A 21,537-nucleotide genomic window follows, 5' to 3' on the forward strand; every position below is an offset into this window, starting at 1 on the left:
TAAAGTTACCCTGCCCTCTACAACAGGTTATTTTTTATTTTGTAAATACTCGTCAATGGCGATGCCGGCTTTTCTTCCGCCGACCATGGCTGTCACCACCAGATCGGGGCCGGTCACACAGTCACCGCCTGAGAAGATTCCCGCGCGTGATGTGTTGCCTTTGGCTTTATTTTTAACGGTGATCAAACCCCAATCGTGAATTTCAAGTTCGGGCGTGGTCTTGCCGAGGATGGGATCAGGCCAATAACCGAGCGCCAGAATTGCAGTATCTGCCGCTACGCTGAAATTTGAACCTTCCACCGGCACCGGTTTGCGGCGGCCTTTTGCATCGGGTTCGCCGAGTTTCATTTCGATACATTCCACAGCCGCGAGTTTTCCGTCCGCGCCGGCAATGAATTTTACAGGCTGGGTCAGGAAGCGGTATTTTGCGCCTTCTTCACGCGCCATCTTGCGGTCTTTCTTTCCGCCGGGCATTTCATTTTCAGTGCGGCGATAAAGACAAGTCACATCTTCCGCGCCAAGGCGGATGGCGGTCCGCAGACAATCGGATGCTGTATCACCGCCGCCGATCACCACTACGCGTTTACCAATCTCAAGCGGCTTGCGCATACTTTGCGGCAATTGCTCAACTTCCACGTTACCGCGAATGAGAAAATCTGTCGCTTCAAAAACACCGGGCAAATCTGTACCAGGAGTATTTTCCATTTTTGCATCAACCTCTGAACCCACACCAATAAACACAGCCTCAAATCCTTCTTCAAAGAGACCATCAATCGTTTTGTCTTTTCCAATATATGTATTTGGAACAAACTTTACACCAGCCCGCTCAAACTCTTCCCACTTTTCCTGCCATACTTCCTTGGATAATTTAAAGTTTGGAATGCCATAAACAAGCAGTCCGCCCGGCGCAGGTTTGGATTCAAAGATGGTTACCTCGTATCCTTTTTGCGCGAGGATGTCGGCACACCCCAACCCGGCGGGGCCGGCACCGATCACAGCTACTTTTTTCCCGATTGGGTTTCCAACAGGAATTACATAACCTTGCGTGCGGCGTTCATAATCAACAGTAAAGGCTTCAAGCTCGCCGCATAAAACAGGCTGATGGTGCTTATTTAAAACACAAGAACCCTGACACAAAGCCTCGTGCGGACAAACCCGTCCGCAGACTTCTGGCAGGGAACTGGTCTTATGATAAATTCCTGCAGCCTCCACGAAACGTCCCTGCTCAATCAACCACATTGCAGATGGAATATCGTTGGCAGTAGGGCAGGCCACCATACAAGGGGCAGGATCGGGGCAGTGGATACATCGCGCTGCCTCCACCATTGCGCGTTCAGGGTCAAACTCAATTACAACATCCTCAAAGTCACAGGTGCGCACTTCGGGAGAGCGGAGGTCAAGATCAAAAAAAGGACGATTTGCGCGTTCTTTGCGGTCAATCGCTAAGAATTCGCTTGGGACTGCCTGCATAACTGCCTCCGAATCAAGAATGAACTTTCACTTCTAAAGTTTCCAATGATGATACTCAATCTAACTGAGCACATATAGGCGTAAATGTCACCAAAGCAGACGACAATCGTCACAATTTTTCATTAGACCTTTATTAATTAAGGTGTAAAAAGTCTCGTTTTTCATTCGCTCTGAATTAGAATAGTATAAGTTCGTGAAACCCTTCATTTATATCTATAACTGAAACGGATCATTTTGCATCGCGTAAGAACTTTTATCCGCGCGTTGACTAAGCCTTGGAGGAAACCAATGAAAAAATTTTTTGAAAGATTTTCACGCAGAACCTGGATCATTATTGGAGTGGTCGCAGTTGTTTTGCTTGTGATTATTATTTCCACAGCCGGCGGTAGCGACGTCGTGACGTTTCAAACCGCAGCCGTCGAGCGTGGAAATTTGACCGCGACAGTCGGTGCCACCGGAAGTGTCCGCGCAAGACAAAGCGCAACCCTGATCTGGCAGACGACTGGAATTGTGGAAGCTGTCAATGCGGGAGTGGGCGACCGCGTCTCTCGTGACGGTGTGCTGGCCAGTCTCGATAAGGCTTCTCTTAATCAGAGTGTGATCCTGGCAGAAGCCGATCTTGCCAGCGCAAAAAAAGCACTGGAAGATTTATCGAATTCAGATACAGCCCGTGCGCAGGCTTTGCGCACATTGGATGCGGCTGAAGAGGCTTATAAAAAAGCCTATAACTATCGTTTGGGATTAAATGGAAAGATCACCATTACCGATACCTATCTTGAATTTGGCGTTCCCAAAGTTCGTTATACCAAAGGGTATGCCGATGCAGAAACCATTGCCGATGCTGATGAAAAACTCGCCCTGGCCGAAGCCCAATTAGATGATGCGCGCCGCAACTATGAACGTCTAAAAAACGGCACAGATCCTGTTGAGATCGCCGCCGCAGAAGCGCGTGTCGCCGCCGCACAAGCGACATTAAACACAACTTATATTGTTGCGCCGTTTGACGGCACAGTCACACAGGCTGACCCCGCAATTGGCGATCAAATCACCGCCGGCACAGTTGCTTTCCGCGTGGATGATCTTTCACATCTATTGGTTGATGTTCAGGTTTCAGAAGTGGATATCAACACAGTTGCAGTCGGGCAGAACGCATCCTTAACATTTGATGCAGTTCTCGGCAGAGCTGAGCCGTATAAAGGCACTGTGGTGCAAGTTAATCAGGCGGGTGTTACTGTACAAGGTGTGGTCAGTTTTACAGTAACAGTTGAACTGACGGACGCAGACGAACTGGTCAAGCCTGGCATGACCGCCGCAGTGAATATCATCGTCGAAGAAGTAAATGATGTGATATTGATTCCTAATCGGGCAGTACGTTTGGTGGATTCTGAACGGGTGGTGTATCTGCTTGTTGACGGGCAGCCAGTTATGGTCAAGGTATTACTCGGTTCCACATCCGGTGCAGATAGCGTGCTTGTGCAAGGTGATATTAAGGAAGGCGATCCGATCATTTTGAATCCACCTTCTACTAACGGCGGGCCGTTCGGAGGCTAATATGGATTGGGTGATCGAAGCTCGTGATCTGGTAAAAACATATAGGATGGGCGAGTTTGATGTGCAGGCGCTGCGCGGCGTTTCATTTAAGATCAGACGCGGCGAAGTGGTTTCCATTATGGGCCCCTCCGGTTCGGGAAAGTCTACGATGATGAATACGCTTGGCTGTTTAGACAGGCCGACCTCTGGTGAATATATTTTGGACGGTGAATCAGTTGGCGAAATGGATGACGATCAACTTGCAAGTGTGCGTAATCGCAAGGTCGGATTCGTCTTTCAAAGTTTCAATCTGCTTTCCCGTTTGACCGCTCTGGGAAATGTTGAGCTGCCTTTACGTTATGCAGGCATGGCAGAAGGACGCCGTGAGCGTGCGCAGGCTGCTCTTGAAGCCGTTGGCCTAAAGGATCGTATGACACATCGTCCCTACGAACTTTCTGGCGGACAACAACAGCGCGTGGCAGTTGCCCGTTCTTTGGTAAACAATCCCGCCATTATTATGGCTGATGAACCCACAGGAAATTTGGACTCGAAAGTGGGTAAAGAGATCATGACCCTTTTGCTTAACTTGAACAAGGATCGCGGTACAACCTTGATTATTGTTACGCACGATGCCGCAATCGCAGAACAAACCCAGCGGGTGATTCGCTTACGCGATGGCGAACTTGAATCATCTGGTGAAGAAGAAGCAGCAGCGAGGAAGAAATGACATTCACACAAGCTCTTCTCGAAGCCATTGAAAGTTTGAATGGTAATAAAATGCGCTCAGGGCTCACAGTGCTTGGTATTGTGATCGGTGTGGCGGCGGTGATCGCCATGCTTGCTGTGGGAAATGGCGCGCAGGCTTCCATTACAGGTTCCATTAGCAGCATCGGCACAAATTTATTATTTGTGTTCAGAGGCAGTGATACAGGCGGTGGTCCTCCCGGAACTGGCGGTAACAGTGGAAGCGGTAACAATGACCGTCCGCTCACACTGGCTGACGCCGAGGCAATAGCAGATCCTTTTGCAGCGCCTTCCGTGGCTTCGGTTGCTCCCGCCATTCAAGGAAATGGAACGCTGGCCTTTGGTGGTGAAAAATCCACTACGACCATTTCTGGCGTAACTCCTGATTATTTGGTAGTCCGTAATCTGGAATTGGCCGAAGGTGAGTTCATTAATGAAGAACACATGCTGGGGCGCATGTCTGTTGTTATCCTTGGGCCTGAAACCGCCACTGCGATTTTTGGGCATCCCGATGGAGTGGTTGGTGAGACCATTCGTATTGAAGGTCAGCCATTCCGTGTGATCGGAGTTTTGGTTGCAAAAGGCGGCGGAGCATTTGGCAGTGAAGATAACAATGCCTATATTCCGTTTACAACTGCACAGGCGCGCCTGATCAAACGCGACTTGCGTGATGAAGTGGATGTGATCTTTGTGCAAGCCACCACAGCAGAATCGGTACCGCAGGCGGCTGATGATATCTCGAATATTTTACGTCAACGTCACCGCACGCCCATTGGTGATGATGATTTTACTGTTTTTACCCAACAGGATTTTCTCCAAACATTTGAAACGATCACAGGTGTCTTAACGATTTTTCTTGGCGGCATTGCAGGAATCTCCCTGTTGGTAGGCGGAATCGGGATTATGAATATCATGCTGGTTTCCGTTACAGAACGTACCCGTGAAATTGGTTTGCGTAAGGCACTTGGCGCACGCAAGAAGGATATCCTGCTTCAATTCTTAACCGAGTCTTCATTGCTTAGTTTGTTTGGCGGCATTATCGGCATTTTATTTGGCTGGCTGATTGCGTTTGTTGTGGGGCAGGTGGCTGCTGCAACAGGCAATAATTTTGTTCCTGTTGTGGGAACAGATGCAATATTGCTTTCAACAGGTTTCTCGGCTGTGATTGGTCTTTTCTTTGGTATTTACCCTGCCAGCCGGGCAGCGAGTCTTGAGCCAGTGGAAGCTTTGCGATACGAGTAGACATGGTAATCATCAAGCAGTTAAAGAAATATAGAACGCTCTCCATTGCCCTGTTATTTGTTTTGTTGATTCAATCATGCGCGTTGGTTAAATTGGATACGCCTTCTGCGCTGCCTACCGCGCGTGATATTGAACCGTTTACAACACAAGATGAAACTGTTACTCCGCTCCCAACGCAGACTCTAACCGTTGAAACCCCTGTCTCAACTGAAACAGAACTTCCCCCAACGGTTGTCTCTTCACCCAAAGTTAAGATTAATGCCGTGAATGGGAATCTGTTTATTCGTCGCGGACCCGATATGGCTTTTAATCCCATTAGTGTGCTTTATAAAGATACCAGCGCCGAAGTCATTGCGCGCGATCTGCTCTCCAAGTGGGTGCAGATCAAAATTCCAAACTCTGACAAAACCGGCTGGGCATCCATTCAAACGAAATACTCACAAGTGGAGGGTGATTTAGCCTCTGTTCCTGAATTTACCACCACAGAATGGCCCGTGCCTGCATACCTGCGGAATTGTACATATCACCGTATGTATGTTTTGCCTGGTGAAATATATCTAAACTCATATCTCGGGTATCCTGAAAATGAAATTTGGCTTTATCCCGGCACCTATACGGTCTACGATATTGACGTCCCGGGTGATCCAATGGAAGTTCTTCAAGTGGATATCCGTGAAGGGTCTGATGAAGAAATTATAGTAGATGGGTTGGGTGACCATAGGCACTGCCCGTGAACCCCTTCCCAAGTGGGATGTCAAATCATGCCTACTTACGATAAAATCAATCCATGAAACATTAATGGACACCACTACAGATGGCCTCGATGAAGTTGATCAGGCCATTTCGTATGTGTCAACATAATTCAGGAGGTTGTCATGTCTGGAAAATTGGATCAACTAAAGGAAATTCTCGGTGAAGTTTCGGATGTCTATCACGCGGCCAGTGTATTGGAATGGGATCAACAGGTAAACATGCCGCCCGGCGGCAGTGATGCACGCGGTCAGCAGTTGGGCACACTGAGCAAGATTGCTCATGAAAAATCAACTTCAGATGAAGTCGGTAAATTGTTGCAAGACCTCAAGTACGAATTTACAGACGCTGAATCAGATGATGCCGCCCTGGTACGCGTATCTGCCCGGAATTATGATAAAGCCACACGCGTGCCTTCCCAGTTTGTATCCAAACAAGCCATTGTGACCACCAAAGCCTTTGAAGCCTGGGTGGAAGCCAAGGGTAAATCTGATTTCTCCATTTTTCGTCCGCACCTTGAAAAAGTTGTAGAGCTTGTACAGGAATATATTTCATTTTTCCCGCCCGCCGATCATCCTTATGATATTCTGCTGGATGACTACGAACCCGGGATGAAAACTTCTGAAGTAAAGGAAATCTTCAACAACCTGCGCCCAAAACAAGTGGAACTTATTAAATCCATTAAGTCAGCCAGACAGGTCAAGGATGATTTCCTGCACAAAAAATATAACGAAAAGAAAGTATGGGATTTTAGCGAAGCAGTCATTTCAAAATTTGGTTATGACTTTAATCGCGGCCGGCAGGATAAGGCGCCGCATCCTTTCCAGACAACCTTTAGTGTCAACGACACCCGTATTACAAACCGCTTTGAATCCGAAAATCCGCTTTCCACTTTATTTAGCGCCATGCATGAAGCTGGTCACGCCATGTATGAGCAGGGCAGTAATCCCATTTATGAGCGCACGCCGCTTGCAGGTGGAACATCCCTTGCAGTACATGAATCCCAATCCCGCATGTGGGAAAACCTGGTTGGCCGCTCACTTCCATTTTGGGAATATTTTTTCCCCGAATTAAAAAAGACATTCCCGTCTCAACTGGATGGTGTCAGCGCAAAGTCATTTTATAAAGCCATAAATAAAGTTGAGCCATCCATGATTCGTGTCAATGCAGATGAATCCACTTACAACCTGCATGTCATGCTGCGCCTTGAACTTGAAATTGGCATGGTCGAAGGAAAATTTGCAATAAAAGACCTGCCTGAAATTTGGAATGCCAAAATGCAGGATTATCTTGGCATCGTACCTCCAAATGATGCGCAAGGTGTTTTGCAGGACGTCCATTGGTCAAGCGGATTAATGGGTTACTTTTCAACCTACGCGCTCGGCAACCTCGTCTCTGCCCAGTTGTGGGAGAAGATCAACGCCGACATTACCGACCTCGACGATCAAATTCGCAAAGGCAAATTCGACTCATTGCTTGGCTGGCTGCGTGAGAAAGTGCATATCTTTGGTCACAAATATGATCCGCAGGATCTTATTGAAAAAGTTACCGGATCAAAAATCGACTCTGCTGCTTATGTGCGCTACCTGACAAAAAAATACAGCGACATCTACGGATTGTAGTTTTGTTATAACAAATAAAACATCCCGCAGATTGAGACATGAGACTCGTCTCAGACTGCGGGATGTTGATTCTCATCAACCATGAAATATAAAATCATACTCCTCGCATCTTTTCTTGGACTGTTATCTGCCTGCTCACAATCGGCAGAGTCAGCGCTCACGCCTTTCCCGCCCGATTACCTTCCGACAGTGGTCGCATTAACCGGCCAGGCCGCGCCAGTGGAAACAGCTCTGCCAACAGAAACACCGCTTCCATCCATTATCTATCCGACCGCAACGCCCACAATAGAACCGGGCTTTAATGATTTTGCACAGATCCGGTTTATCTCACCCGGCCCCATGTCCAGCCTTATTTCCTCCTTCAATTTACAAGTTCTACTGATTTCAGGGGAAAGTGACATCGTACAAGTAGATTTGTTGGGCGAAGACGGGCGTATTCTACAGCGAGTTCTGGAACGGGTGGAACGTAATCTGAGCGGGAAATATCGAAACTTCGATCTTTCCTTTGAGATTCGCGCCGTATCCGAAGCTGGATATATTCGCGTTAGTACAAAAGATGAGTTTGGTCGTATTCAAGCGCTCAACACCATGCCCGTACTCTTGTATTCCGTTGGTTCAAATCAAATCAATCCGCCGGGCAACACAATTTATGAACGAACCATGCTCGAAGGATTGGAAGACGGCGATGAAATCTCTGGTGGTGTAGTAAATCTCAAAGGACTTTTCTGGCCATTCAATGACCAGCCTGTATTTGTAGATCTGCTTCTCCCCAATGGGAAACCGCTCTCCTCGCGTGTACTGGATTTCAAAGGCATTGACCCCGAAGCATTTGAAACCACCCTGCCTTATAAAATCACAGAACCGACAAGAGTACGCCTAACCATTCATCAAGAAAATCCATTACTAAGCGTAACAGACCCTGATCTACTGAAACATATATATGTTTACACCCTCGATATTTTACTAAACCCATAGCAAGACTTGCTAAAAAAACTTGCAATGGTATAATGCACTCCGTCCGGGGTGTGGCTCAGACCGGTAGAGCGCACGGTTCGGGTCCGTGAGGTCGGAGGTTCAAATCCTCTCACCCCGACAGTTTTGTTTTGCACCGCCTTACCCGAAGGCGGTGCGTTTATTTAAGCGGGAATATTCATCAGGGCATAGTCCGCCATTTTTTTGGGGATATTTACGCCTGTGGTGGTGATGCTATTGCGGAATTCCATGGTGTGATTGATCTCGTTGATCGTCATACCGTTTTCAGTTTCAAAAAGATCAAGTGCCAGCAATCCGCCGCCGACCGCCCGCGCCGCACGTTGACATAATTCTGCGATCTCGTCGGTGATGGGGCAATTTGTGGCGACGCCTCCACGCGCGGTGTTGGTGATCCAATTTTCTGAGGAGCGGTAAATGGCGCAGATGCATTCATCGCCGATCACAAAAGCGCGGATGTCGCGCCCTGGTTTGTTAATATATTCCTGAATATAAAAAACCTGATGATTGACTCCCAGGGTAGCTTTGTGCTCGATCAATGACTCAGCCATGTGACGATTCTCCACCTTGGCAAGCAGGCGTCCCCATGACCCGACAACGGGTTTTAGTACGCAGGGGTAGCCCATCGCTTCGATCGCACTGAGTGCTGATTCTTCGTCGAACGCCATATACACTCTGGGAGTTGGGATTCCGTTCTGCGCGAGAATTTGACTCGTGATGTATTTGTCGCCGCAGCGTTCGGCTACAACAGACGAATTGACAACTGGGATGCCGTGCGCCTCAAAAATGCGCGAGATGTACAATCCGCGTGAATAAGAGATGGAGCGTTCGAAGAGTACATCTATTTGTTCAGGGATCTGATTAATGTCGAAGAATAAATCCCCATCATTAATGCGGATAACTTCCACGTCTTTGCGTTTTTCCAGTTCATCTAGTAAATGTTTTTCTTCAACACGTAAGCGGGTGTATAAGAATCCAACTTTGGTCATGATTTCTCCTTTTGAATGTAAACATGTATACAGGTAGATAAGTAAACAAGTATCGTGTTTTGATCATCGTGCCTGCCTGTTTACTTGCCTACAATTTTTCAATCACTCTTTCGGTCACCTGACTTGTTGTCAAGTTTCCGTCCAGATCAGGCGTGGACTCTTTATTTGCTATACAGGCTTCCACTGCGTTTCGCAAGCGTTCAGCGGATTCTTTTTCATTTATATAATCCAATAGCATGGCTGCGGCGAGGTAGGTGGCAATGGGATTGGCTTTGCTTGTACCCACCAAGGGCGGCGCACTGCCGTGGACAGGTTCAAAGACCGCTGCATCTGCACCAATATTTGCGGAGGCTGCCACGCCAAGTCCGCCGACGAACATGCAGGCTTCATCACTGAGAATGTCGCCAAATAGATTGGTGGTGACGATCACTTCAAATTGCTCCGGCGCGCGGACAAGTTCCATTGCACAGGTATCTACGAGCATTTCGTGCGTGGTGATCTCTGGATATTCTTTCGCAATCTCAAAGGCTATTGCGCGAAATAATCCACAGGTTTGACGCAACACATTGGCTTTGTGAACCACGTGAACGGATTTGCGTCCCGTTTGGCGGGCGGTATCGAATGCTTTGCGGATGATTCGCTCCGAGCCTTTGCGGGTGATGACACGTTCGGTGATGGCGCGGTTGCCGTCATCTTCAAGACGTTCGATGCCGGAGTACAATCCTTCGGTGTTCTCGCGGACGATGATCAGGTCAATGCCTGAGCGGGAGGAGGGATGTGGAATGGAGCGGCATGGACGTAGATTGGAAAACAACTCCAACGATTGGCGCATTCGCACGACGGGAGAAAAGTAATTCGGGATGTTGGGGGGAGTGGTGACTGCGCCGAACAACGTGGCGTCAGCGTGGCGAATTTGTCTGATGGTTGAATCAGGCAGCGGGGAGTCTGAACGTTGATATTCTCCGAATCCGATGCCGCATTCGATGAAGTCCCATTGAATTGGCAGCGCGGTCAATACATCCTTTGCAGATGCGATCACTTCGGGGCCAATGCCGTCACCGGGAAGAAGACAGATTTTATAATTCATCATTCATCCTTCCGCATTCATCATTAGCTCTTGAATATCGTGTGTTTTCAAAAAGTTGACAATGCCGCCCGTGTCTGCGATCTTCAAAACAAAATCGGGCAGGGCGTTGGCTTGATATTGATTCCCGTTGGTGCGGTTGAAAATTTTGCCGCTCGCGAGGTCAACATCAATATCATCGCCTTCCGTGATGTCGGCAGCAGCGGCGGGACATTCCAGAATCGGCAGTCCGATGTTGATGCAGTTGCGAAAAAAGATTCGCGCAAACGATGGGGCAATGATGCACTTGGCTTGTGAGCCTTTGATGGCGATGGGCGCATGCTCGCGTGACGAGCCACAGCCGAAATTTTGCCCGCCAACGATGATGTCGCGGGGTTGAACAGTTTTTGCATACTCTGGTTTGACCTCGCAAAAAACATTCTTTGCAAGTTCAAGCGGGTCAATCGTAATGTTGTAACGGCCGGGAATGATCTCGTCCGTATTCATGTTTTCTCCAAATGTCCAGGCTTTTGCCATGAGAGTCTCCTTTTGTAAGTGATTAGGCATTAGTGATTAGGGACTAGAAATTAGGAATTAGGAATTAGTTTTTCCTAGTTGCCTGATCCCTAGTCCCTAATTCCTTATAAATATCCACGCGGGTCTGTAATTCGCCCAGTCAGCGCAGTAGCCGCCGCAGTGGCGGGACTGGCAAGATAGATTTCTGAAAGTGGACTTCCCATGCGTCCGATAAAGTTGCGGTTCATGGTGGTCAAGGCACGTTCGCCCGCTGCGAGGATTCCGCCATGACGCCCGATACATGCGCCGCAGCCGCTGCCTGTGACCGTGCAGCCTGCATCCAATAAAATTTCGATTAATCCATTTTGCATGGCTTTTTTATAAATACGCTCGCTGGCTGGTGTGACGATCACGCGCGTAAACTGATTTACTTTTTTTCCTTTGAGCATGTTCGCTACGATTTCGATATCTTCGTAACGCGCATTCGTGCAGGTGCCGATATACACTTCGTTTATTTCCAGTCCTTCAACTTGCTCGAGCGGTTTGACATGATCCACATCAGGATGACAAGCCACTTGCGGTGATAATGTGGAGACATCAATTTCAACGACTCGCTCGTAATGTGGATTCACTGGCCCAAACATTTCAAACGGCTCCTTCGACGCGCTCCGGACTCTGCTTTTGGCGGGCGTGTCATTTTCGAGATAATTAATCGTCACTTCATCTGCGGCGATCAGCCCGCATTTTGCACCGATCTCGGTCGACATGTTCGGGAAGATGATGCGCTCGTGCATGGGCAGCCTGCGGATATAGTCACCGCCAAACTCCACGGAGCGGTATGTGCCGCCGTCCATGCCGAGCAGACCTGCGATGTGGATCATTACATCCTTTGCGTACACGCCAGTTTGCGCCTGTCCTGTCAGTTCAATGCGAATTGTTTCTGGAACTTTGAACCAGCATTTGCCTGTGACCCATGCCACGCCAATTTCTGTCGAGCCAAGCCCCGCGCCGAATGCGCCCATTGCGCCATACGTATTCGAGTGCGAGTCTGCGCCGATGACGATTGCGCCAGGCGTGATAAATCCTTCTTCGATCATTACTTGATGACAGACACCTTGATGTAATAGATAAGGTAATTCCTGTTCTTTCACAAACTCAATAATTTTTTTGTGATTTTCAGCCGCCAATATATTCGGCGCTGGATAGGCGTGGTCAAGGTGAAGCACGATTTTATTTTTATCCAGAATTGGCTTGCCGATCTCGCGGAATGCTTTTATCGCCAGTGGGGTCGTGTTGTCGTGACTCATAATGTAGTCCACATCCAGCAGCAGGATCTCGCCTGCCGTAACGGGTCTGCCTGCCTTGCGTGCAAAAATTTCTTCGATTAGTGTGCCCATGAATTCTCCTTTATGTTGGTAGATAGGTAAACAGGGGAAACAGGTACACTAACCTGTTCGCTTACGTGTTTACTTGGCTACTTTTCTTTCCCGTTATATTTTTTCAGCACCAATCGTGTTTCCGTTCGTTTGATGCCTTGCACGGTGCGAATTTCCTCGATCAAATTATTTAATGCCATTACGTTTTCCACATTCACGAAGGCGCTGATGTCATACTCGCCGGTGACTTCGTACACGCTGGAGACGTTCGTAAATCCGCGCATACGACGCACCACTGCGGATGTGTATACATGCGACTCGACTTCGATCATTAACATCGCGCTGATGTCGTGCGGGATGACATCGATCTCTCTCCCTGTTACCTGCTCGGCGATCTCAAGAATATCCGCGTCGAAGAGTTGTTTCCGCTCATCGCCGATATTCTTGATTCTGGTCACGATCACTTCCAACTCTGCCGGGCTGACTTCGATTCCGTATTCATCCAAACGGGAAGCAACCGCGCTCTTGCCTGTGTATTTATCAATGATGATCTTGCGCTCTCTCCCTAAAATGGACGGGTCGAACGGTTCGTAGGTGCGCGGGTCCTTGAGAATACCGTTGGTATGCACTCCGCTCTTGTGGCTGAATGCATTTTGTCCAGTGATCGGTTTATTCGGCGCGAGGAAAAATCCAGAAACTTTTTCAAGGTAGCCGGAAACATCCATCAACGGCTGAATGTTGTATTTTTCGCTTCCCTCCAAATTACGAAACGACACGACTGTCTCTGCCAGATCGGGAATGCCCGTTCGTTCGCCGAGTCCATTCACTGTGGTGTGGATGCAGTCTGCGCCTGCGCGAATCCCGGCCATGGCGTTTGCCAGAGCAAGGCCGTAATCATTATGGCAGTGCAGGTCTATTTTGCAGGGTAGTAAATGTTTTCGCAAAGCGCGCACTTTATCAAACATGATATGTGGCTGCATAATGCCGAGTGTGTCTGCAAAGCTGATACGGTCCGCGCCTGCTTTGATGGCTGCATTGCAAACTTGAATCAAAAACTCAAAGTTTGTGCGGGTGGCATCTTCAGGTGTATAGCGGACTTTCATTCCCAGGCTGCGGGCGTATGCTATATGTTCCTGAATGATCTCAATTGCCTGTGCCTGCGTTTTGTGCAGTTTCGCATCAAGATGGATTTTCGAGGTGGCGTAAAAGATGGCAACACGGTTTGCTCCGCAAGCTTTGGCACGGTCAATGCTGAGGCGTGAAGCAACTGAATGGGCGACCACTTCAGCTCGAAGTCCGAGAGAAGCGATGTTCTTAATCGCCCTGGCAACATTGGGCGAGACGGATGGATCGCCTGCTTCGATCATATCCACGCCGACAGAGTCGAGCATGTGTGCGATCTTCACTTTTTCATCAACGGTAAAGTTGACGTAAGGAGTTTGTTCTCCTTCTCTTAAAGTTGTGTCTAAAATTTCAAGCATGGGTTTCCTTTTCTCAAAACAAAAAAAACGCCCTCCGTTATCGGAGAGCGTTTTGAATAAACAGGTAAATAAAATAAATTACGGCAGGCGTTTGCCTGTTTCCTGTTTAACCGAAACCTGCCCAGATCCGACAACCGAAGTTGTAGACATGGGCTTGCGCTTGGATTTGGTCTCGAAACAGAAAGCAGAATATGTAAACATTGAAATCATTTTACTTGATGCATAACATGTGTCAATGAATTTATATGACCCATTTGAGTACTTGTTACTTTTGGATGAGTACCCGTATGGGGAATGGTATTATTTTTTTATTGACCTATGATGGATGGAATTATCTTTTATCCATGCAAACATAAGGTGAAGCCATGAAAAATAAATCTGAATCTCAAAACGTTGACGGTACTTCTTCCAGCGCATTTAACTGGTTGACCTCTGCGCATACAAAGACCTGGCTTGACGAGCGCGACGCGTGTGCGTTGGTTGCTTCTGTGCGTAAGAATGGCGAGGCGACGCATGGAAACTTAAAACGCGCGCTGGCAGCATTGAGCATCATGGGGCATCGCTCTGGTGAAGTCAATGGAGAAGGGGATGGCATCGGCGTGATGACTGATATTCCGCGCGTGTTGTGGTCACAGGCGCTTGAACAGGCGGGCAAACCGGGTTGGCTCGCGGAAGATCGCCGCTTCTTTGTTGGACATTTGATGATTCCCAATACCGAAACCGATGTTCAAAATGTCAAATCCAAAATTATTAATATGCTTAAGGAAAGTGGCATTGACCTTTTGCTGGAGCGCCCAACTCCGACCCGTTTGCAGGCACTTGGGAAAATGGCGCGTCAGCAGGTTCCACATTTGTGGCAGATCTCAGGCATGGTGCATAACGGTCCGCTGGAAAATGTGGAGCGGACGCTCTTTGACCTCGCGCTTCAGATCGAAAAATTTACGAATGTTGCCATTGCTTCACTTTCCAGTAACGTGGTTGTTTATAAAGTGCGTGGCTCAATAGAAACTCTTTACCAATATTTTCCAGAATTGCGCAATCCTGATTTCACCACTGCTATCACGATCGGTCATGCGCGTTATTCCACCAATACTGCCACGAGCTTCGAGCGCGTTCAACCGTTTAGCCTGATCGGACATAATGGCGAGATCAATACGATCGCCCGTTTGCGTGAACAGGCTGAAATGCTGGGCGTGAATTTGGTGGAAAGCGGCAGCGACTCTCAGGATTTGGATCGTCTCTTGTCCACCCTGATCCATCATTATCGTTTCTCGTTGACCGAAGCAATGGAGTTGGCTTTTCCGCCCATCTTGAGCGAAGTGGAAAAACTCTCGCCTGAATTGCAAACCATCTATAAGTATTATCGTCAGGCTTTTGGCCCGTATTCTCAAGGCCCGGTGGGCATCATCTCACGCTTTGGCGATGAATGTGTCTTTAGCGTGGATGCGCTCGGACTTCGTCCGCTCTGGTTCGGTGACACAGAAAAGGAATATTTCTTCTCTTCGGAAAAAGGCGTCTACCGTCTGGATGATATGCGCGTTGATCCGATTCCGCTTTCGCCTGGCGAAAAAATGCGTTTGCGAATTCACCGTGAGCGCAATGTGGAAGTCTTTGATTATCCGGCTATTCAACAGCGTATGCTCAACCTGACCATGCGCAGATTTGGTTCGCTCGAAACGATGAATACGCGTCTGGCTCGTCCATTATCGCCGGCGGAAGTTTCAGGAAGTGATACGAATCCAGCCCAGCCCGAAGTGGACTTGGACAATCGTCTCTCTGCTTTTGGCTGGGGGCGTGAAGACCGTGAGTGGGTGCAGGAACTTGCCAAAAATGGTATTGATCCGATCAGCTCGCTCGGCTTTGACGGTCCACTTGCTTCGCTTTCCACCGAACGCCAGAATATTGCTGATTATTTCAAGGAGGCGGTTGCGGTTGTTACAAACCCAGCCATTGACCGTGAGCGTGAAGTGGAACATTTTTCCACGCAAACGATCGTCGGTTCGCGTCCGCCGCTTATGCCAAATGAAATGGGACAGGCTGTTACCTTCTCCTCGAAACACCGATCCTCTTGGATTCGTTAAAAGATGGAGAAAAGACGGGGTATCCGACTCTGGAACAATTAACCAGCGCTTTTCCAGATCAGCAGATCGGACATTTGCAAATTGTCACTTTGTTTGAAGAGACCACTGCTCAGGCATTGGAGCGCCTCGCACAATCTGCCATTCGATTCTGTTCGCAATGGTGCAAGGATTATTCTTCTGGATGATTCAACTGCTTTCCAGGATCAAAATGGATGGGTTGATCCTGTGCTTGCGCTCGGTGTCGTGGAGCTGGCGCTCCGCAAAACATTCTTTGATTCCTCTCTTTCAGATTCATTGTCCACGCCGATCCCATTAAATGATAGCGGAAAAATTGACCTCGGTCTCATGGCTTCTCAAACATCGCTGAACATGCGCCGCCAGGCGGGCTTGATCCTGCGCAGCGGCGCCATTCGCAATCTGCATGATGTCATTATGTGCGTCGGCATGGGTGCAGATGCGATCTCGCCTTATTTGATCTTTGAATCTGCGCTCAAGGAAAAAACTGAAATCGATGAAGCAGATAGATTGAAGAAAACATTCAAGGCGCTTCGCTCAGGAATTGAAAAATGTATCAGCACAATGGGTATTCATGAAGCGCGCGGATACGGTCGATTGTTTTCGAGTATCGGATTGAGCAACACGGTGGCCTTTGCGCTTGGTGTAAAAAATTATGCAGGTTCGGATCTGGGCGGTTTGAAGTGGAATGATATTGATGCGAGTGTTCATTTGCGCGCACAGGCGTATCACAGCGCAGGGCGCGGCGAACTTTCACGCGTAAATCATTTTTATCCGAAAATCTGGAAGGCGGCTGGCAAGCTTGGGAAAGCTGAATCAGGCTGGAGCGAGTATGAAGCGCACACACAGAACACGGCAAAATCCAATCCTGTTACGCTTCGTCACATTCTTGATTTTCGTTATCCAGAACAACCTTCCAATATTGAATCAGGCAATGTTAATTTGGGAATCACGTCGCATAATTTCCCATTTTTGATCGCGTCCATGTCGTTTGGTTCGCAGGGTGAAACGGCCTATCGCGCGTACGCCGAAGCCGCGTTCCGTTTGAACATGATTGCGCTTAATGGCGAGGGCGGAGAAATTCCAGACCTGCTTGGCAAGTATCCATTCAATCGCGGCATTCAAATTGCGTCGGGACGTTTTGGGATCACGGCAGAAACGATCAATGCCACGAATCTTTTGGAGATAAAAGTAGGGCAGGGTGCGAAGCCTGGCGAAGGCGGGCATTTGCCCGCGCGCAAAGTCACTGCAAAAGTTGCGGCGGCGCGTCATTCGCAAAAAGGTGTTGACCTTATCTCGCCATCCAACAATCACGATATTTATTCCATCGAAGACCTTGCGCAATTTATTGAAGAACTCAAAACCATTAATCCAAAAGCGCGTGTTGCTGTCAAAATTCCTGTAGTGCCCGGCATTGGGATTATCGCAGTTGGTGTTGCCAAAGCCGAAGCAGATATTATTTATCTCACCGGATTTGATGGAGGAACAGGGGCGGCGCGTCAACATTCTTTGCGCTATGTGGGTTTGCCTGCGGAAATTGGAATCGTGGAAGCGCATCGCGCCTTAACTGAATCAGGGTTGCGTTCCAAAGTAGAGATCTGGGCTGACGGTGGAGTCCGCTCCGCATCGGATGCGGTCAAGTTGATGTGCCTTGGCGCGAATCGAATTGGCTTCGGCACTTTGCCAATGGTTGCCATTGGTTGCACGATCTGTAGAGACTGTCAGAGTGGCACATGTCACACAGGGATCACCACCCAGCTTGAAACGGCGGAAGAAGCGGCGGGTCTTGGCGTCAAACATTTTGTCCCGCGTGATTTGGAACAGTCCACGCTGGCATTGGTCAATGTGTTTACGGGTTTGGGTGAAGGTGTGAAAGAGATCGTATCCAAACTTGGTTTTGAAAATTCACAGGACATTGTCGGGCGCTCTGATCTGCTCGTGCAAATTTCACATCACGAAAAGATTGACCTTGAAGAAATGTTGATTCCGATCGGTGATTATTTGATGACGAAACCGATCGCGATCTCATTGCCTGTAAATGAAATGATCACGATTGATCGCGGCCCTTTACATCGTCCACGCAATCATCTGACCACGGTCATCTCCAATTTGGTGATGGAGAGTTTCACCACACATCGACAATCTGCGATTCTTTTTGAAGACGATAAAGTAACCCCGGTGGATCGTGCTCTTGGCACGCACCTGACTGGCGCTCTCACACGCTTCCGCAACAATTGGAATTGGTCGCCCGGGCATGGCGGACTTGGTGGTCATCGCGAAACATGGATGCGGCCCGTGGAAAGCATTGACAGCAACTCAGTGCCGATCACATCTCTCCATTTTGTCAGCAGTTCCGTTCCTGGCAATGGACTCGGCGCATACAATGCCCACCCCGTTCACATCCTCGTCGAAGGTCGCGCACAGGATGGAGTTGCAAAAGGTATCTCTGGCGGACGGGTTGTCATCATGAAAGGCTACAACCACGACGGCAAGTTGATCGACGGCTCGGTTGGGAAGAGCCTCGCCTATGGCGGCACGGGCGGCGTTGTGATCGTGCAGGGCAACGCAGATTCGCGCGCATGTATCCGTCTCTCTGGGGCGGATGTGATTATTGGCGGTGAAATCCTCAAGCCGTTGAATGACAGCCTCGGCTTTATTGGTGCACGTTCCAATGTCAAAGGTTTCCTGTGCGAATATATGACCTCCGGCCGTGTGCTTGTTTTGGGTGATCCCGGCCCGTGGATGTGCGCAGGCATGACCGGCGGCGTGTTATATCTCCGCTTGCAGCCGCATCTTAATTTTGATCAGGCCGCCATTCAGCGCCGTTTGGGGAAGGGTGCGAAAGTATCTGTGCAGGAAGTGGGTGAGGATGACCTGAAAAACCTGCGTGAACTTTTAACAATCTATGCCGAAGAGTTAAGACAACATCATCAAGCTGAAGAGTCTTTGAAAATACTTAATCTTTTAGTAGACTGGAAGAATACATTTGTGCGTGTTGTTCCGCTCGGGCAACAGGAAGAACAGAGATTTGCAACCGAGTAGACAATACAAATATGAATGTAGACCTCTTGCAAAAATCTTAGATTTACTGAAGTCTGCTGGTTGATAAGGCGTGAAGAGATTTGGATTTATCGGTAATCAACTGCGTATAGGCAGTTGATTACTCGTTTTCAAGTTTCTCTTTTTGGAAGCGAGCCCTTCTTCGTCCTACCACGACCAGAAGTGCTGTGAGCCAGGTTAATATCACACCTAAAACAAGCGGTCTGGTACTGCCTGCCGCTTCAGGGCTGATCATCAAGGGGCCAGACCAGGTGTTGACTGCGGCATGGAAGAGCATGGCTAGCAACAGGCTGTTGCCTGAACCATGATAGACCCATGTGATCAAGATGGTCAGAGGGATTGTCAGCAGGGCATACAACCCAAAAGGCAGGCTGCTTTGAGCCGAGCCTGAAATGAAGAAGAGCGGCAAATGCCATACAGCCCATATAACGCCCAGGATAAGGCTTGCCCATAACGGGCTAAAACGTGCCTCAAGTGACGGAAGAGCAAGTCCGCGCCAGCCGAATTCCTCGCCCAGCGGTCCGCCGATCAGCAAAATTAAAATAAAATTGACCACCACAATTAACCAGCGAACACCGAATGGGACGTAATCGGGTATTGTGCCGCCCAGTAGAACATGTACGCCCATGGCAAGCAACATGATCAGCGCCGGGCCAGCGATAGCGATCAGATACCAAACGGAGGAAACGCGCCAGATTACTGCCCGTCCCAGCAGACGACGTAGTTCAGTCCCGCCAGCGTATCTCCAGGTTAGGAATAGGGCAGTGATGGATGGAGCAAAGGTTCCCAGCGTGATGAAAACGAGAGATGGTACTGGCAGCGTGAGATGCAGATACTCAGCAAGCAAAAGCGGTGACCAGACAAGCCAGGCACTACCAAAGGTCAGCAGTAAATATGTGCTGAGTGGGATAGGATGTATTGCGTTCGTGCTGTGCAAATAAGTTTGTTGCATTGATAGCTCAATCCTTTTGTTTTTTGCGATAACGAAGTGCCAATAGCTGTACCGAGCATAATCCCGAGAGCGACCCCAATGGGAATATTATCGAAGGCAACGCCAAGTGACGTGCCGATGGCGACACCAATGGAGAGCCATAAGCCGAGTTGGTTGGTTGTTTTCTTTGATTGGGGATCTTTCTGTTCATTGGACATGTTTTTTCCTCTATACTTATTTTGAATACGAATCGATCTTGTAGGATCAGGTAAATTTGATGGCGTAAAAAGAACCCCTTACTTTTTGTTCTTTAGCGAAAGCGCAGCGCCAAAAATCAGACCGAGGGCTGCTCCTATTGAGATGCCGATCGGGAGATTATCGAATATGATGCCAAACGTAACTCCGATGCCGGCGCCGATGACGAGCCACAGGCCGATTTGATCTTGGGGTTTCTTTGGTTGAGGGTCTTTCTGCTCATTGGACATGGGTTTCTCCTTTTAGATTCCTCCGCATATACAGATAGGTGAAGAAATAGACAATTCCGCCGAATAGCAAGATGTTCAACGGCATTGTAATTGTCTGTTTCGTTATGACATCGTAAGTAGACCAGATCAAGAGAGCAATCATGGTCACAAGCCAGCTAGATCGAACTGCAAATAAGGCGATCTGGATGTCCGTTTCGTCGGCTTTGGTGAAGCCAAGTCTTTGAAGTAATTTCATTGTAAACACTCCTTCCGATCATGGGCGTTCGAAGAAAGTCACGACTTCCCCGGTGTCATTCGCAAAACTTGTTGGCGAACACTTTAAAAGGCGGAAGAAAACGAAAACATCTCCGATTGCCCCGCCCGTATTCAAAGCCACCAAAAGCGCGATCATTGAATCCAGCTTATCGGTGCCAGCAGCAAGAGCAGCAGCCCCACAGCGCCGATGATGACCAGCGGGCCAAGCGCGGTGATGGCGTATTGGCGCCTGGGAAAAAACCAGGTGGGCGCGCCAGCATACGCATATAGCGGACGCAAAGCAAACACAGGCATGCCGCGAGAAAAAATCCAGAAGAATAGTCCGTGGATGATTTCATGAATGATTAAGACAAGCACTACCAATCCAATCGCGCTGAACACCTTTACGATTGTTATGGTCACCGAAAAGTTTGTGATATCCGGGCGAACCCACGCTGTGAAACCAGACAACAAGTAAAACATAGGGATGAAGACAATAAACGCGCCAATATTCAACAGGATGGCTAGGCGTTTGTCTTTTTTTAGGTCAATCTGACCGGATTGGATATATCCGGCTGGTAAGGTCTGTGTTGAGGTATTCATAATCAATTTTCCTTTTCTGTCAGTCTGAATTGTGTGTCCATTGTTACAGAACCGCTAATTTGTCGCCACGTGTGAAGTGAACTCCAACTTCCCATTTCTACTTTCTATGTGGATGGTCTCACCTTGGTGGAAGTCACCGCTTAGAATCTTAACTGCAAGTGGATCCTGCAACTCACGCTGGATCGCCCTTTTGAGCGGCGTGCGTCATCGGTGAGTAAAGCCCTCTGCGATTTTTGTTGTGTTTTTCACGATTCGTAAAATCCTCCGTGCTATCTCAGGCGTAACCGTTTCGAAGGTTGTCCTGATCAAAAAAATATCCGTCATTCAAAACCTCACCGCACTGGTGCGCGGCGCA

20 protein-coding genes, 1 tRNA gene and 1 pseudogene are annotated in these 21,537 nt (G+C 48.6%); 11 read left to right on the forward strand and 11 right to left on the reverse strand.

The features are described 5' to 3' along the window. Positions 1-27 precede the first annotated feature (27 nt). Positions 28-1,470 carry an NAD(P)-dependent oxidoreductase gene (locus IPL71_RS05815; RefSeq protein WP_345319734.1) on the reverse strand — a complete coding sequence of 481 codons (1,443 nt, stop codon included), beginning with the start codon at positions 1,468-1,470 and terminating at the stop codon, positions 28-30. Between the two features lie 288 nt (positions 1,471-1,758). Between IPL71_RS05815 and IPL71_RS05820 the strand changes: the two genes are divergently transcribed. The 7 genes from IPL71_RS05820 (at position 1,759) to IPL71_RS05850 (ending at position 8,451) form a co-directional block, all read left to right on the forward strand. Further along, positions 1,759-3,021 carry an efflux RND transporter periplasmic adaptor subunit gene (locus IPL71_RS05820; RefSeq protein WP_345319737.1) on the forward strand — a complete coding sequence of 421 codons (1,263 nt, stop codon included), beginning with the start codon at positions 1,759-1,761 and terminating at the stop codon, positions 3,019-3,021. 1 nt (position 3,022) lies between these two features. Next, complete coding sequence (locus IPL71_RS05825) at positions 3,023-3,727, forward strand: ABC transporter ATP-binding protein (protein WP_345319739.1); 705 nt, start codon at positions 3,023-3,025, stop codon at positions 3,725-3,727. Next, the gene (locus IPL71_RS05830) at positions 3,724-4,986 is read left to right on the forward strand and encodes an ABC transporter permease (RefSeq protein ID WP_345319741.1); all 1,263 of its coding nucleotides are present in this window, start codon (positions 3,724-3,726) and stop codon (positions 4,984-4,986) included. Before IPL71_RS05825 ends, IPL71_RS05830 begins: the two co-directional genes overlap by 4 nt. A 2-nt stretch (positions 4,987-4,988) precedes the next feature. Further along, on the forward strand, positions 4,989-5,720 hold the full coding sequence (locus tag IPL71_RS05835; RefSeq protein ID WP_345319743.1) for an SH3 domain-containing protein: 732 nt from the start codon (positions 4,989-4,991) through the stop codon (positions 5,718-5,720). Between the two features lie 141 nt (positions 5,721-5,861). Next, positions 5,862-7,358, forward strand: a complete 1,497-nt coding sequence (locus IPL71_RS05840; RefSeq protein ID WP_345319746.1) for a carboxypeptidase M32 — start codon at positions 5,862-5,864, stop codon at positions 7,356-7,358. Positions 7,359-7,439: 81 nt separating this feature from the next. Continuing rightward, positions 7,440-8,333 carry a hypothetical protein gene (locus IPL71_RS05845; RefSeq protein ID WP_345319748.1) on the forward strand — a complete coding sequence of 298 codons (894 nt, stop codon included), beginning with the start codon at positions 7,440-7,442 and terminating at the stop codon, positions 8,331-8,333. A gap of 44 nt (positions 8,334-8,377) precedes the next feature. Next, positions 8,378-8,451 (forward strand) — tRNA-Pro (locus IPL71_RS05850). 43 nt (positions 8,452-8,494) lie between these two features. On the opposite strand, the gene lysX is transcribed toward IPL71_RS05850, so the two are convergent. From lysX to IPL71_RS05875, 5 genes are all read right to left on the reverse strand, one after another. Beyond that, on the reverse strand, positions 8,495-9,337 hold the full coding sequence (lysX, locus tag IPL71_RS05855) for a lysine biosynthesis protein LysX (protein ID WP_345319750.1): 843 nt from the start codon (positions 9,335-9,337) through the stop codon (positions 8,495-8,497). An 88-nt stretch (positions 9,338-9,425) separates the two neighbouring features. Next, entirely contained in the window at positions 9,426-10,427 is a 1,002-nt protein-coding gene (locus IPL71_RS05860) for an isocitrate/isopropylmalate dehydrogenase family protein (protein ID WP_345319752.1), read from the reverse strand. Further along, positions 10,428-10,937 carry a 3-isopropylmalate dehydratase small subunit gene (locus IPL71_RS05865; protein WP_345319754.1) on the reverse strand — a complete coding sequence of 170 codons (510 nt, stop codon included), beginning with the start codon at positions 10,935-10,937 and terminating at the stop codon, positions 10,428-10,430. A gap of 104 nt (positions 10,938-11,041) precedes the next feature. Further along, positions 11,042-12,313, reverse strand: coding sequence for a 3-isopropylmalate dehydratase large subunit (locus IPL71_RS05870; RefSeq protein ID WP_345319756.1), 1,272 nt, complete (start codon positions 12,311-12,313; stop codon positions 11,042-11,044). Positions 12,314-12,390: 77 nt separating this feature from the next. After that, positions 12,391-13,773, reverse strand: a complete 1,383-nt coding sequence (locus IPL71_RS05875) for a LeuA family protein (protein ID WP_345319758.1) — start codon at positions 13,771-13,773, stop codon at positions 12,391-12,393. A 52-nt stretch (positions 13,774-13,825) separates the two neighbouring features. Between IPL71_RS05875 and IPL71_RS05880 the strand changes: the two genes are divergently transcribed. From IPL71_RS05880 to IPL71_RS05895, 4 genes are all read left to right on the forward strand, one after another. Beyond that, positions 13,826-13,999 (forward strand): hypothetical protein, encoded by a 174-nt coding sequence (locus IPL71_RS05880; protein WP_345319760.1) that lies wholly within the window; start codon positions 13,826-13,828, stop codon positions 13,997-13,999. A gap of 139 nt (positions 14,000-14,138) precedes the next feature. Then, the gene (locus IPL71_RS05885) at positions 14,139-15,854 is read left to right on the forward strand and encodes a glutamate synthase central domain-containing protein (RefSeq protein WP_345319762.1); all 1,716 of its coding nucleotides are present in this window, start codon (positions 14,139-14,141) and stop codon (positions 15,852-15,854) included. Beyond that, entirely contained in the window at positions 15,842-16,039 is a 198-nt protein-coding gene (locus IPL71_RS05890) for a hypothetical protein (RefSeq protein WP_345319943.1), read from the forward strand. The genes IPL71_RS05885 and IPL71_RS05890 overlap by 13 nt, the downstream gene beginning before the upstream one ends. Next, positions 15,948-18,911 (forward strand): glutamate synthase-related protein, encoded by a 2,964-nt coding sequence (locus IPL71_RS05895; RefSeq protein ID WP_345319764.1) that lies wholly within the window; start codon positions 15,948-15,950, stop codon positions 18,909-18,911. Before IPL71_RS05890 ends, IPL71_RS05895 begins: the two co-directional genes overlap by 92 nt. 118 nt (positions 18,912-19,029) lie before the next feature. Here the strand turns inward: IPL71_RS05895 and IPL71_RS05900 are convergent, their stop codons facing one another. The 5 genes and pseudogenes from IPL71_RS05900 to IPL71_RS25785 form a co-directional block, all read right to left on the reverse strand. Next, complete coding sequence (locus tag IPL71_RS05900) at positions 19,030-19,881, reverse strand: CPBP family intramembrane glutamic endopeptidase (protein WP_345319766.1); 852 nt, start codon at positions 19,879-19,881, stop codon at positions 19,030-19,032. Then, positions 19,812-20,078, reverse strand: a complete 267-nt coding sequence (locus tag IPL71_RS05905) for a glycine zipper domain-containing protein (protein WP_345319768.1) — start codon at positions 20,076-20,078, stop codon at positions 19,812-19,814. The genes IPL71_RS05900 and IPL71_RS05905 overlap by 70 nt, the downstream gene beginning before the upstream one ends. Before the next feature lie 78 nt (positions 20,079-20,156). Further along, positions 20,157-20,345 (reverse strand): glycine zipper domain-containing protein, encoded by a 189-nt coding sequence (locus IPL71_RS05910; RefSeq protein WP_345319770.1) that lies wholly within the window; start codon positions 20,343-20,345, stop codon positions 20,157-20,159. 387 nt (positions 20,346-20,732) lie between these two features. Next, positions 20,733-21,182, reverse strand: coding sequence for a DUF3267 domain-containing protein (locus tag IPL71_RS05915; protein ID WP_345319772.1), 450 nt, complete (start codon positions 21,180-21,182; stop codon positions 20,733-20,735). A gap of 54 nt (positions 21,183-21,236) precedes the next feature. Then, a pseudogene (locus IPL71_RS25785) lies at positions 21,237-21,368 on the reverse strand (ClpB D2-like domain containing protein); the annotation flags it as partial. Between the last annotated feature and the right edge of the window lie 169 nt (positions 21,369-21,537).

Origin of the sequence: Candidatus Villigracilis proximus, from assembly GCF_016717045.1 — a bacterium.
In the GTDB taxonomy this organism is placed as follows: Bacteria; Chloroflexota; Anaerolineae; order Anaerolineales; family Villigracilaceae; genus Villigracilis; species Villigracilis proximus.